Raw genomic sequence first — 14,134 nt, forward strand, 5'->3', positions numbered from 1 at the left:
TTCCAGGCGGGTTTAATTGACCGGTGCAGCTTTACCCGCAATTTTCTCACGCATCAATTCCAATTCCAGCTTGGCATACCTGTGTTCAACAAACTCATAAACATTGGTGCTTAACGCCAGTTTAAAATAATTGGCCGCCACATTCGGATGTCCGTGAATTTGACTATATTTCCCCAGGTAAAAATACGCTTCGCATAACCTGTCGGTCAGCTCTTTATTGGATTGGATATTATCGGTTAGCTGGTCGATAAACTGCGACTGGGGCAATTCATCTAAATATAAATAAATGATTTGTTTCGCCCAGGTATCGTCATGGATCAAATCTGCCTTTGCTTTTAAATTCGCCAGCGCTTTTTCCTGGTCAACCTTTTGCTCCGCCAGATACAACCAGATCAAACGGTAGGGATCATTGGTTTGTTTTTGGTGGAAGGTGGCAAAATCATCTTTTGCCAGACCTGGCCGGCCGCCATAATAAAGGGCGATCCCCCGGTTTAAATAGGCATAATCATGCTCCGGCGCCAGGTCCAGGGCAGAATCGAAAGAATCATAGGCCTGGTTAAATTCCTGCAACTGGGTAAAGTGAATACCAAGGAAGTTATAGGCATCCACCAGATCCGGTTTCAAACGCAATGCGCGGTTAAAGTCAAGCCGGGCCAGGGAGCGTAGGCCGACACTGTCGAAGATGACGCCGCGATCATAATACAGCTGCGCTTTCTGCAAATCGGTGATTTCCGCCCGCTGGATCACTTCCGTTAATCGCGCCAAGGCAATTTCACTTTTATAGTTAACCGGCATAGGCTCAGCGATCACTAACTGTCCCATGGTGGCCGATTGTTTGCCTTCATTGCCCAAACTTGTACAGCCCTGGGTGAGAATAATCAGGCTGATGGCAGCTAATTTAAATAACGGCTTCAAAAGAATAATTACCTTAAAATGAATAGATTAACTTGAGTTAATAATTAAAGTATATAAAAAAGGGAGCCATATGGCTCCCTTTTTATGTAATGATTTATCAGTTAATCATTATTCGGCTGCTGGTGCTTCTTCACCGGCCGGCTTTTCAGCGGCTTCTTTGATGCTCAAACGTACGCGGCCCTGACGGTCAACTTCCAGTACCTTAACGGTAACTTCCTGGCCTTCACTCAGGACATCGGAAACATTGTTAACACGCTCTTCAGAGATTTGAGAAATGTGCACTAAGCCATCTTTACCCGGCAGCACGTTAACAAAAGCACCAAAGTCAACGATACGTACCACTTTACCGGTATAGACAGAGCCTACCTCGATTTCTGCCGTTAAGGCATTGATACGGTTGATGGCGTCTTTCGCCTGGTCGCCGTCGGTGGCGGCAATTTTCACGGTACCGTCATCTTCAATCTCGATAGTGGTGCCGGTTTCTTCGGTCAGCTGACGAATGGTCGCGCCGCCTTTACCGATAATATCACGAATTTTATCAACACTGACTTTCATGGTGTGGATACGAGGAGCAAACTCGGAAATCTCTTCCCTGTGGCCGCTGATCGCCTCGTCCATGACACCTAAGATATGTACACGGGCAGCTTTCGCCTGGTTTAAGGCAATTTGCATGATTTCCTGGGTGATACCTTCAATTTTGATATCCATCTGCAACGCAGTAATACCTTCGGTAGTACCGGCTACTTTAAAGTCCATATCACCTAAGTGATCTTCATCACCTAAGATATCGGAAAGTACAACAAAATCGTCGCCTTCTTTAACCAGACCCATAGCAATACCGGCCACAGAAGCTTTGATCGGTACACCGGCATCCATCAGCGCCAATGAAGTACCACAAACAGACGCCATAGAAGATGAACCGTTTGATTCCGTGATTTCAGATACCACACGTACCGCATACGGGAATTCTTCCATGGTCGGCATTACTGCCAACATACCGCGCTTGGCTAAGCGGCCATGGCCAATTTCACGACGCTTAGGCGAACCGACAAAACCGGTTTCACCGACACAGTATGGAGGGAAGTTATAATGCAGCATAAAAGCATCGGTCTTCTCGCCCATCAGGGTATCAAGGCGCTGTGCATCACGCTGGGTACCTAATGTGGCAGTAACCAAAGCCTGAGTTTCACCGCGGGTAAATACCGCAGAGCCATGAGTACGTGGCAGAACACCTGTCATCACGTCTAAGGCACGGATCATTTCCGGATCACGGCCATCGATACGTGGTGAACCTTGGGTGATGCGGCCACGAACAACGGTTTTTTCCAGATCGTGGAACAGGTCTTTCGCTTCCTGTTCATTCAGCTCTTCGTCGGCTGCTTTTAACTGCTCAAGTACCGCATTTCTGATCTCGGCAACACGCGCATAACGCTCGGCTTTTTCAGTGATTTGGTAAGCTTCGTTCACCTGCTCGCTGGCAAGCTCGCCAATTTTGGCGATAAGATCGGCATTTTTCTCAGGCGCAACCCAATCCCAGGCCGCATTACCGACTTCTGCCGCCAACTCATTGATGGCGTTAATGGCCGTTTGCATTTGCTCATGACCGTAGACCACGGCGCCAAGCATCACTTCTTCAGATAATACGTCTGCTTCAGATTCAACCATTAATACCGCAGATTCGGTACCTGAAACCACTAAGTCCAGTTGGCTGTCTGCCAGCTCAGATTGCAACGGGTTAAGCAGGTATTTACCATCGCTATAACCAACACGCGCAGCACCAACAGGGCCAGCAAAAGGCATACCTGAAATAGCCAGGGCAGCAGAGGTACCCAGTAATGAGATGATGTCAGGAGAGATTTCCGGGTTAGCAGAAACCACCGTGATGATCACCTGCACTTCATTGGTAAACCCTTCAGGGAATAACGGACGGATCGGACGGTCAATCAAACGGGCGATCAGGGTTTCTTCTTCAGAAGGACGGCCTTCGCGCTTGAAAAAACCACCCGGGATTTTACCGGCGGCGTAAGTTCTTTCCTGGTAGTTTACCGTTAACGGGAAAAAGTCCTGGCCTTCAACCGCTTCTTTTTTACCCACAACAGAAACCAGTACGCTGGTATCGTCCATGCTAGCCATAACGGCAGCAGTTGCCTGACGGGCAATGGCGCCCGTTTCCAGAGTTACGGTATGCTGACCGAACTCAAATGTTTTAGTAATCGGAGTCACTATAAGTTTTCCTTATTTTTTCGGATATTACCCAATCTGTACAATTATTTATTCACTCAAAGAGTAGAACAAAAAATTATACAGTTTGGATGAGTCATTAAATTCAGGCGAAATATACAATTTCGCAGGCACATTATACTGACAACTCCCCGTTTTACTAGCGATTCATGGCATTTATCCTCTTTTGTTTTTATATCACCGGCGATTGCTCAAAATTGTCTTTAGTCCTGGCTACAAATGAACGTTCCGATGGTCAAATAAGTGCCGAATTTCAATATCACGGCAAATAAGCCCCCTGTTTTAAAGGCAAAAAAAACGGCCCCGAAGGACCGTTTTATTAAGCTTGCTTGCTACCTTTCAAATTAGAAAGTGTAGTTAGCGCTCATGTAGAAAGTACGACCGTATACGTCAACATAACGCGGATCGTAACCTACCTGGTGACCAGCACCACCGGTACGCAGTGATAATGGTGGTTGCTTATCAAACACGTTGTTGATACCAACAGAGAAATCTAAGTTGTCATTGTAGTAGTACTTAGTAACCCAGTCAGCTTTCATGTAAGAAGAAACATAAAGCTGGATATCAGGTGCAACTGTGTTGATGTCATCACCCATACGTACAGCACCGCCTGTGGCTAGTGCATCTTCATAACCACTTCTGTAGTTAAGGTTTAAGGTATGAGCAAAATCACCGTGAGTTAAAGTATTGCTTAAACGGGCAACCGTTCTGAATACAACTTCTTCATCGATACCGAAACGACCTAAGCTGCTGTCCCAAATGGCTTCTTCACCGGTAGAACCACCAGTACCAACACGCAGGCTCTTACTTTCGATTACGTAAGTACCGGCAAATGAAGTTTTCAAAGTACCGAATGATAATTCATTGGTTAACTCTAAAGCCCAGTCAATACCGCTGTTTTTAGAAACACCGATGTTAGACGCTGCCTGGATAATAGCTAAATCTTCAGTACCTTCACCATTGGTTTTGGTAGTGAATAAGTGCGCATAAGTTACCGGGTCGTTGAAGATTTGCGGCTGAGTTAAACGCTCAACTTTATCTTTCAACTCAACATTCCAGTAATCAAGAGCGAAGCTGAATTCGTTGCTTGGAGCATAAACAAAACCGGCTGACATTTGCTCTGAAGTTTCAGGTTTCAGGTCGGCATTACCTTCACGCCATACTTCGTATTGAGTCGGCTCAGGCTTACATAAAGCAGCCAGGTTACCGGCTAAACCTTGAGGACAAAGGTAAGTATCTGAAGTTACACCGAAGTCTTCACGTGGAGAAGCAATTTGCTTCATGGTAGCAGCTTTAAAACCAGTACCGATTGATGCACGTACTAACCAGTCATCATTTGGACGGTAAGCAGCACTGATCTTATAAGTGGTATCATCAACGTCTTTGTTTACTGTCTTGCTGGTACCTTCTTCGGCCATATCATTGGTAATTTTACCAACGTTATCGTAACGAACCGCGGCAGTTACTTCGAAGTTATCGAATACCGGGATAACAGCTTCAACAAACATACCGTAAGTTTCACGAGACAGGTCATACTCGTCAGATGCACCATCTAAGAAGATGATTTCGTTAGTGTTGGCATCAGCATTGGTTGCCTTGTACTCAACTTCACGGTAGTCACCACCGACACCAACATACATGTCACCGGCAGGAAGTTCCATTACCGCTGTAGATGCTTGACCTTCTAATGAGATACTGCTGGTTTCAGTACGATCCCAAGGACCACTGTACATAGTATCTTTAACGGCTTGATTTTGCTCGTCAGTCAGATCTTCAAAGGTACCAAATACGTTTACTGTACCGGCTGCTAACAACTCTCTGAATTCTGTATCTAAAGGATAACCAGTTAAACGGTCTGTTTTACGGTCTGCTTCAGAGAACGTCAGTGAAACATCAAAAGCGATATCGTTAATATCACCCTTAAGGCCCATTACCGCGTGGTGAGTAGTCGTTTCGATAGAATCGGTACGGTTACCGCCCGGTAGTGTACGCCATCTGGCTGTCAGGTTATCAAGTTCGCCATAAGTGCGGCCATCGGCAAGGTTGGCATTGTCCAGCTCAGGGATATGAGGAATTACTTCATTTTGCGCCAGAGAACCGTCCATATCTAAACCGAATTCCAGTGAAGGATACGGCGCGATACGAGTGATCATATCGAATTTAGACCAAGAATAGTTGGCATAGGCTTGCAGGTCGTCGCTGATTTCTAACTTACCTTGAAGGAATAAGTTATCACGCTCATATTCTGGGGCAATTTCTAAAGTGCTGGTGTAATCGAATACACAAGTAGTACCGCTTGGTGCACTGTTTGGACCACATTCACCGTTTTGCTCACGGTATGGGTTAAAAGAAACAGTAGCAAGATCTAACTGATCAGTATAACCACCGGTCCAATCACCGTTTTCGTCATACTCTTTCTGGTAAACCAGGTTACCGTCGGCATCAAATTGCTGGTAATGCGCATAGGCGTTACCTGGACCGGCATTGGCAGACCCCTGAACTAAAGTGTAATCTTCACCGTTGTGGCTAAAATCAAGAATACCCGTGTTGGCAAAATCACGGTCTTTAGACTTCAGCTGCTCTTTAGAGTCATGGCTATAGGCCATCATTACGTTGAAGCCGTCAGTGCTCAGATCACCATAACCTGTGCTGATTGAGAAGTTGTAGCTTGAGCCGCCTTTTTCTTGAGGACGGTCATAACGTACGCTTACGTTAGTCTCTTGCAGGTCATCTTTCATGATGAAGTTAACAACACCGGCAATAGCGTCTGAACCGTAAAGGGCAGAAGCACCATCCATCAATACTTCAACACGCTCGATAGCGGCTAAAGGAATTTGGTTAAGGTCGATAACACCACCGGAATCGGAAGAAGCCATGCGGCGACCGTTTAATAGTACTAATGTGTATTCATCACCTAAGGCGCGTAAAGAGGCAGATTGAATACCGCCACCGCCGCCACCAACAGAGTCAGCTGCTGTGGTGAAACCTTGCATAGAAGGTAATTGAGCCATCAAATCTGGAACGCTGGTTACACCAGAACGTACGATGTCTTCACTTGAAAGTGTAGTAATAGGAAGTGCGCCTTCCATATCAGTACGTTTGATACTTGAACCGGTTACGGAAATACGCTCTACTTCCTCTTCCTGCTCTGCTGCAACAGCATTAGCGCTAATTGCGGTAGCAGAAACAGCACCGAAGGCCATAGCTAAGCGAATAGACTTGGCTACTTTTGAATTGCTAAACATGTTTTCTCCCTGGATCACTAAATGTGATTTCATAGTTTTATTAATATCAAGACTATTAGCTGTCTTGTTTATTTTATAATTTCAAAGGTCTGAAACCTGAACTGTCGCCAAAGATATTAAACGTAATCCCTTTGCGGGGCAACACTCATTAGCAATAAATGATGAAAAAACTAACATACCGTAACATTTATACACAAATTACGAAACATTTCTTATAGAAAATTACTTCTTATAAATCAATCGATTAACAAGACAAGCACAACTTGTGAATTAATCCAGATGTTATTACAAAATCATTTTTCGAACAAAAAACAAACAACCAATATAAAGCATTTAAATATCAACAAGTTGAAGTGAAAAACAGCCGAGACGTCAACTGTGTATTTTTCGAGCTAAAACATGGCGATTATTGGCCAACAATAAAATGCAACGAAAATGCAACTTAGAAAAAACAGAAGTTAAACATAGAAACAAGCGAGGTGCCCTGCTGTATTGAGACAGATTAGGGAGGCAGCCGTTACCGGACAGGGATTGCCTGTTTTATCGCCGACCGGCCAAGGTTTAATAAATACTTCTCTATGGATAGTTTCACACTATGTTACACTCTCGCTTTAAAATTTTAAGGCTGAGATTAAGGCATAGCAATGGACCCGGTTTTGGATCTGACAATGTGGCTGCTTATATGTGGCGTGGGTTTTGTTGCCGGCTTCATTGATGCAATCGCCGGCGGTGGCGGTATGTTAACCGTGCCTACCCTGTTAACCGCCGGCCTGCCTCCCCATATCGCTTTGGGCACCAATAAACTGGCCTCCACTTTTGGTACCTGTACTGCTTCCCTGACCTTCTACCGGAAAAAACTCTTTGATCCGCTTTTCTGGCGGGTATCCCTGCTCACAACCGCTATCGGCGCGGTGGCAGGTACCGTGATTGTCGGCTTTCTCAGCACCGAATTTCTGGAGAAAATTCTGCCGGTGATCATCATACTGACCGCCGCTTATACCCTCTTTGCCAAAACCATGGTGGAATGCCCCGACAAATTGCCACAAAAATCAAAAAAACTGACAGCCAAGCAAGGCATACAAGGACTGACCTTAGGTTTTTACGATGGTATTGCCGGTCCGGGCACCGGCGCATTCTGGACCGTCAGCTCTTCGGCCCTTTATAGAATCAATATCCTGCTCAGCAGCGGCCTGGCACGGGCAAACAATTTCGTCAGTAATTTATGCTCACTGTTAACCTTTGTGTATTTAGGTTATGTTAATGTACTACTGGGTTTGATGATGGGATTATTTCTTATGCTCGGTGCCTGGGTCGGCGCCCACTCCGCCATCAAACACGGTAATAAATTTATTCGCCCGATATTTATCACGGTAGTGATCCTGATGTCGATAAACCTTGCCTACAACGCCTGGTTCAGCTAGTCCATTAGCTATCCTGGATTTAGCAAGCCTTAAAGATACCCCCTAAAATGCAACAAACAAGTTGAGAGCTGTTATGAATCAAAACGCCATCACCCGGTTATCCGCGGTTATCCAGGCCCTTGCTGAGCAGGCAACAGCAACCGATAAACACAACAGCACCTTGAAATCTCACCGCCTGATAGAAAATAATGCCTTGTTTTCCAATTCACTGTTTTTATCACAAAGCGATAAATATCTGCCTTATGCCCTGGAAATCAACAGGCGAATTTCTGAATTAGAGCGCTTAATGCGCTCCGGCAATAAAATGCTGTTTACCGCCTTGCTTGAAAACATCGAACAGCAAATACAGGCCTTGGTGAACGCCCTTGGTGCCAATGATGCCCTGCATCAAAATGCCAATCTCCGTTTAAATGCCCGGGCAAAGCACTATAAAAAAAGCCGATACCAGCAGGCCGCACAGAAGATGTTGCAACCGAGCCACCAGCTGCATCAAAAGTTAGCCGAACACCATGAATTCGAGCGCAGGTTACTGGCGATGATCACAGACCGGGAGCAGCTCAGGGACAATAGTCACAACCAAAGCCAAAATAACCAGAAGTTAACCGCCGAGGTATTAGCCCTGCACCAGCGACTCGGCCGTTGCCGTCAGGCGATTTCCACCATAGAAAGGGATATTGAATTTGCCGAAAAGCGTCAATAACCCCCTTTAACCCTCTCTTTAACGATCATCGGACCCTTATTCTGATCCAGACACTTCAAGGCAAAAATTCACCGGATAAATTGATATAAGTATTAGCTTTTTACCTTATCTCGGGTTAGGATTTATTGATTATAACCTCAGAAGAAAGGACGTTAATGTGAATATATCTAACGATATTCATAACTACTATGAAAAGCTGGTAGTACAACACTTTACCGCAGGAAAATTTGATGACAAGTATGACGCTGATTTCCTCGCCGATCTAACCTGTATCGTATTAAACCAACTCCCTACCCGCTATATCCGCCATGAAGTAGATATGTCTTTTTATCTGCCGGCTTCTGAGCGTTTTGAAATGGAAAGCAATGTCAAGGCCGCGGTTGCCAAAGCACTGGAGTTTATGAAATCCCAACCGGTCAGCAAATAGCCCCGGTCTCCCTAAAGCGCATCCCCGACAAGGCCGAGAGGGCCCCATCGATACTGACGGCCCGCCCGGGCTATATGGCCATTAAAAGTAAACTTCCCCGTTGATACGGGGAAATGCCTTATTCGAATTCGGAGATAAGAAAGAGTTTTGCCAGGAAGTTTTTCATCTGTTGTTCTGAGTTGGTAAACTGCACCCCGACATTAACTTTCCCCCGCTCATAACGGCTGTTACGCACTCGTGCCGGTATTTTAGTAATGCCGTCGAGGGATGACTGGATATAGATAAAAATATCCCGCTGGTTCACTTTAATTGCGCTGTTATCACTTAAAAAGGTAAAAGAGCAGCCCTGAGGGGAGATGTCGGCGATAATACCTTCTATTCGAGTGCCGGTCGCCCCCCCTTTATCATCCGGCACAATCGTGGCGGGAATATTGGTGGCATAACGCTGGTGTAACCTTAAATCCCGGTTCTCGATGCTTTTGGGATAATCAAGAATTAAAAATTTCTCCGGGAACATGCTGATATTGCGGATCGTCGTGCGAAAGGCAAAACACTGGCCTTTACTGCCTTCTAAAATATAACGGACGATCACGACATTGCCTTCAACCAGGACATCGCGATAACTCGCCTGATCTCCCGGGTGCTTGAGAATAATATATTTCCCCATCTCATAACCGATCAACTGCAGTTTTAACCGTACCTGAAGCGGATGGTTAATTTGCAAGTCCAGACTTTTTCCCGGCAGCAGTTCAAAGAAGTTTTCTTGTTGTTTTAGGGCGGTTACTGTCATAAAGCTCGCTAAAATTTTATATCCGGTTAACGCACTATAAACAAAGCTTTTGTCTTTGACAATAAACGAAAACCAGCCAGATTTGTGCTCCGGCGGCGCTTCATGTTGGTATTCTCATTAAAAATCAAGATAATATAACCCCGGCCTTATTTGTATCGGCAAAGATACCCGGGCTGGAAATACCTTATGTCACTTTACTCAAGGAAGATCATCATGAAAATCCCAGCTTTTACTGCAAGTACGGCGTTAATAAGCCTGCTATGCTTCAATGGAGCTGCACTGGCGGTAACGCCCGGTACAGCGCAAACAATGACCCCAACCGGGCAGTTCAGCCCTGTCGTGAAAAAAACACGCCAAAGCCAGTTGCTTGACCAGCGGCGGCAAAATAGCGCATTAACCCCCCAGCAGTATCTGCGCCTGAAAAGCTTAGTTAAGCAATTGCCAAAACAGCAGACGGATAAAAAACTCAAGCAAAGCCAGGTAACGGACCAGGCCCTTGATTATGCTCACCTGCTGTTAGATATGAATATCGCCCGCAGCGAGGAAGATGGCCAGGATTACCTGATAGTTCAGGCAAAAAATTCGGTTTACGGCGGCAGCCGAAGCACTTATATCGACCTGTTTTTAGAAGATGGTAACGGGCTTAGCCTGGGGGAAACCGGCGCAGAATTCGCCTTGAGCAACACAGAGCAGACCCGGGTCCAGGCTAAAATTTCCCTGGCAGAGCTAACACGCCAACATACCGGCCTGGACATGATCCGCGTCAACTCCTGGCTGGATATCGAAACACATGACGGCAACAGGATTTCCCAGTTAATTTTTAGCCAGTATCCTATTCCCTGGCAGCAAATCAAAGCCAGGATGCAATCAGGCGCGCAACCAGCAAACCCGACCGGCACCTTAACAAAGCAAATGACCCTAACCGTCAAGCATCCGGGGGATGTTAACCAGGACAAGCAAATACGCCTTTGTCTGAACCATGGCGGCGACTTATGCGATTATCCGCAAATCTATGCCGCCCCAGATTATCAGACACTGGAAATCCCCCTTCAGGGCCAGTTAGTCTTGCCTTATCAAGTGGCCTCGGTTTATCCATCCGCTCAACAACCCCATGAATTAACGGGAGTTATTGACAGCAAAACCGGCATTTACCTGCAAAATGAACTCTTGGGTTATAGCCTTTCACCCGGCTTTGCCGCCGCAAACGGCCAGATAAAAAACTTTAGCGATTATCTCACCCTGGTATCGGATCCCGGGCAGGATACCAGCACTATCGCCTGGGATATACCGCAAAATGAAGTTGATCTGATCAACTGGCGCTACTTAAATGCTTACCAACAAATCGACTGGCATATTACACTCGTGCTCAATGGCTACCCGACAGCAAGCGCCAAAGAAACACAAATTCCGGTCAACTTTCAAGTCACCCTAAGTTCAGAGCATGCCACAGGTGTTAACCAGTATGCTTTACCAAAGCTAAACACATTCGACATTGCCTATTAACGGCTATTACCGATAACTAAATTCAGGGGGAGTATCCGCTCCCCTCTCTTAACCTCAATAGCTTATCCTCAATCAGCCAGCCGGTAAACTTAACCAATAAGGGCACTCACCGCTAACATAACATTTCTGCACCGCCAGGTTTGATCCCGGACGAGGAAAAATAGCGGTGCTCAACTCCTTGCGGCTTACCGGCCTGCTAAAGAAATAGCCCCGGGCCCGTTTACCTTATGCCCGGCAGGGGTTGCAGCTGGAAATCCTGCTCCAGCCCTTCAGCCACCTTTTCCAGCTTTAATTTTTCCAGCAAAGCCAGCAGGGCTTCCGGCACAAGTATGCCGTTTTGATCCCCTGTTGAGACCGGCATCACACTCTTGTCTATTTTCACTATGCTGATGGAAAAGTCTAATAAATGTGGAATTGACGGCTATTAGCTTTAATGGCGCTATTTTCTCTTTCATCGGCTGCTATCCTTTCCCCGGCTCTTTGCCGGCCAATGCAGTTCAATACTAGTGCCACCAACGCCATCAGAAATAATACTCATATAACCTTCCAGCCGCTCTATCGCCTTCTTTACTAACGATAAGCCTAAACCGCTGCCCTCAATTTCATCCCAGGGATTTAAGGTGGCAAACATTTCCAGCGCCATTGGTTGTAACGACTCCGGGATCCCGGGACCATCATCACAAACCCGGATAAGATGTTCATTGTCATCCCGGCTATAAGATACCTGGATGATGCCGCTGCCTTTATCGTGGTGTTTCACCGCATTGCTGATCAAATTGCGTAATGCCAGTTCAATCGGCACCCGGGGTAAGTCGATATCGGTATCACAATCGCTCAGGTGCAATTGAAAGCTGTCAGGGTCACCAGTCAGGGCAAAAGCCTGTTCGGCTATATGGCGTAAGTTGATCTTTTCCCATTGATAATCTTCCCGGCTTAAACGGGCAAAGGTCAATAAATCCGCCAGCATTGTTTGCATCCGGGCAATACGCTCTTTCAGCAAACAAAGATGCCGGTTCGACTCGCTCGGCAAGATATCGCGACAATCTTCACTGATCCAGGTAGCAAGTTCATTGATGGCCTGCAGCGGGGACTTTAAATCATGTGAAGCAACAAAAGCATAATGATCAAGCTCCTGGTTGGAGCGTTCGAGCAGTTTATTGCTCACTTTTAACACCTTGTTGGTGGTTTTTAATGCCTGCTCGCGGTTTTTTATTTCTTTAGTGCGTGCTTTCACCTGGCTGTCCAGATCATAGGAGCGTCCGCTCATCGCCAATAAAAAGGCCCCGAGCATCACGGTAAAGAACAGCCCTGAAGTTAATACCGCCCACACCTGCCAGCTTCTGTGATTCGCCAGGTATTGCTCGGATGGCCAAAAATGCAGGGACCAGCGCCGGCCCCCGACTTCCAGGCTATCGGTCAGTTCCAACACACCCGGTGAGAAGTTAAACGGCTCCTGCGGACCATATAAATGACCGTTTTTTTCAGATGATTCATCATAAATACCGACAACAATTTGATCTTTATATTGCCCCTGAAGAACCGTATCGACAATATCCCCCACACGAAAAACCCCTACCGCATAACCCCTTATATGCTGCCTGCGCTCTTGCAAGGTACTATGGCTGCCGCCATAAATGGGATAAAAAAGTAAGAAACCGCTTTGCTGCTCCCGCTCTTGTACCAAAGTGATACGGGCAGTTGCAACCGGCTGGCCGCTGTCCCGGGCCTGATCCAGGGCCTGACGGCGATAGGGATTCGAGGCAACATCAAACCCCAGGGCTTTGCGGTTTTCATCCAGGGGCTCAATATAATTCACGACAATATATTCGGGACGCTGTCCTGCGGTGATTAGCCTGCCCCTGCTGTCGCGCTCCTTAATTTCAAACTGGGCAAAGCCCTGCAGCCGCAGTTGATATTCAAAAGACTGGCGCTGTGACTGTGTTATTACGGGGTTCCAACTTAAACCGTTGATACCGGGTTTATTCATCAGGATATATTGCACAAAATGGCGGAATTCCTCCCAGCTGACATGGTTTGAACTGACATAAAAACGTTCAATAGCAGCTACCGCATCCACATAACTGCTTAAACTCGAATGCAGTCTTTGCACGGTATTATTGGCAATTTCCTTGAATTCAAAATGGTTACGCTCTTGCTGCCACCTATTGGTCCAAACGGATAACACCGCCACCACGACCAGTGTCAAAATCAGGGGGGCAGCCACAGATGCATATCGGCTTTGCCACAAAGATCTGGGCTTGCAAAAGACAATAAACAATAAAGGGGCGCAGATCAGTACGCCAATAGTATCCCCCAGCCACCAGGTAAACCAGGTATAGGTAAGCTCTGATGCCGAAATTAGCCCTGTCGCCAGTAAACTCACCGCTCCAATATTTGAGTTAAGCAAGCAACTTAACGGTCCGGCAACCAATAAAAATAAAAAAATATCTCGCACTTTAGTCAGTGTCGTGGGAAAACCAATGAGATATTTCGTTAGCCAGGTCCCGGCTAACGCCTGGAGCGTTGCACCGGTTGCCACAGAAAATGAGAACACCAATATGGATACCGTCAAAGGCCCCAAAAATTGGGCGCTCAACAGGTTCAGGGCAAATGAACCGATAAAGACCCCGGGCCAAAGGCTGTTGCCCCATATCAATAAAGATGCCAGGGCAATGCCCGCAGGCGGAAAGACTATCGTGGCATAACCCGGCTCAATGGCAAGCAAAAGAGCCAGATAGCCGGTAGCCGTATAAACGATGGCTAACAGCAGGGGATTAAGCACCAGGGGATTAAGCGCCGGTAACTGACGTTTACTGTTATCTATCAAAGTTGTCTGCTGCACTTCCCTGCGCTCCAGCCATTAAGAAAAGAATAACTCCAAGCCCTGATTAT

General features: G+C 46.4%; 10 protein-coding genes. 4 read left to right on the forward strand and 6 right to left on the reverse strand.

The window, feature by feature from the left end:
• Nucleotides 1-12: 12 nt before the first annotated feature.
• The 3 genes from nlpI to SG35_RS20090 all read right to left on the reverse strand — a co-directional run bounded on the left by nlpI (nt 13) and on the right by SG35_RS20090 (nt 6,401).
• Nucleotides 13-915, reverse strand: a complete 903-nt coding sequence (gene nlpI, locus SG35_RS20080; protein ID WP_152646768.1) for a lipoprotein NlpI — start codon at nt 913-915, stop codon at nt 13-15.
• 108 nt (nt 916-1,023) lie between these two features.
• Entirely contained in the window at nt 1,024-3,138 is a 2,115-nt protein-coding gene (gene pnp / locus SG35_RS20085; RefSeq protein WP_044835097.1) for a polyribonucleotide nucleotidyltransferase, read from the reverse strand.
• A 362-nt stretch (nt 3,139-3,500) separates the two neighbouring features.
• Nucleotides 3,501-6,401, reverse strand: coding sequence for a TonB-dependent receptor domain-containing protein (locus tag SG35_RS20090; protein ID WP_044835096.1), 2,901 nt, complete (start codon nt 6,399-6,401; stop codon nt 3,501-3,503).
• A 644-nt stretch (nt 6,402-7,045) separates the two neighbouring features.
• Between SG35_RS20090 and SG35_RS20095 the strand changes: the two genes are divergently transcribed.
• The 3 genes from SG35_RS20095 to SG35_RS20105 all read left to right on the forward strand — a co-directional run bounded on the left by SG35_RS20095 (nt 7,046) and on the right by SG35_RS20105 (nt 8,949).
• Nucleotides 7,046-7,822: a sulfite exporter TauE/SafE family protein gene (locus SG35_RS20095; RefSeq protein WP_044835095.1), complete on the forward strand. Its 777-nt coding sequence runs from the start codon at nt 7,046-7,048 to the stop codon at nt 7,820-7,822.
• A 73-nt stretch (nt 7,823-7,895) separates the two neighbouring features.
• A complete protein-coding gene (gene priC / locus SG35_RS20100) occupies nt 7,896-8,522 on the forward strand; it encodes a primosomal replication protein PriC (protein WP_044835094.1) in 627 nt (208 codons plus the stop codon).
• 157 nt (nt 8,523-8,679) lie between these two features.
• Entirely contained in the window at nt 8,680-8,949 is a 270-nt protein-coding gene (locus SG35_RS20105; protein ID WP_044835093.1) for a late competence development ComFB family protein, read from the forward strand.
• Between the two features lie 118 nt (nt 8,950-9,067).
• On the opposite strand, the gene SG35_RS20110 is transcribed toward SG35_RS20105, so the two are convergent.
• Nucleotides 9,068-9,739 (reverse strand): flagellar brake domain-containing protein, encoded by a 672-nt coding sequence (locus SG35_RS20110; protein ID WP_044835092.1) that lies wholly within the window; start codon nt 9,737-9,739, stop codon nt 9,068-9,070.
• A gap of 213 nt (nt 9,740-9,952) precedes the next feature.
• On the opposite strand from SG35_RS20110, the gene SG35_RS20115 reads away from it, so the two are divergent.
• On the forward strand, nt 9,953-11,242 hold the full coding sequence (locus SG35_RS20115) for a hypothetical protein (protein WP_044835091.1): 1,290 nt from the start codon (nt 9,953-9,955) through the stop codon (nt 11,240-11,242).
• Between the two features lie 220 nt (nt 11,243-11,462).
• Here the strand turns inward: SG35_RS20115 and SG35_RS20120 are convergent, their stop codons facing one another.
• Both SG35_RS20120 and SG35_RS20125 read right to left on the reverse strand, forming a co-directional pair.
• Nucleotides 11,463-11,603, reverse strand: coding sequence for a hypothetical protein (locus tag SG35_RS20120; RefSeq protein ID WP_160298353.1), 141 nt, complete (start codon nt 11,601-11,603; stop codon nt 11,463-11,465).
• Nucleotides 11,604-11,693: 90 nt separating this feature from the next.
• The gene (locus SG35_RS20125; protein WP_044835090.1) at nt 11,694-14,069 is read right to left on the reverse strand and encodes a CHASE domain-containing protein; all 2,376 of its coding nucleotides are present in this window, start codon (nt 14,067-14,069) and stop codon (nt 11,694-11,696) included.
• Nucleotides 14,070-14,134 lie beyond the last annotated feature (65 nt).

The organism is Thalassomonas actiniarum, from assembly GCF_000948975.2.
Taxonomy (GTDB): Bacteria; Pseudomonadota; Gammaproteobacteria; order Enterobacterales; family Alteromonadaceae; genus Thalassomonas; species Thalassomonas actiniarum.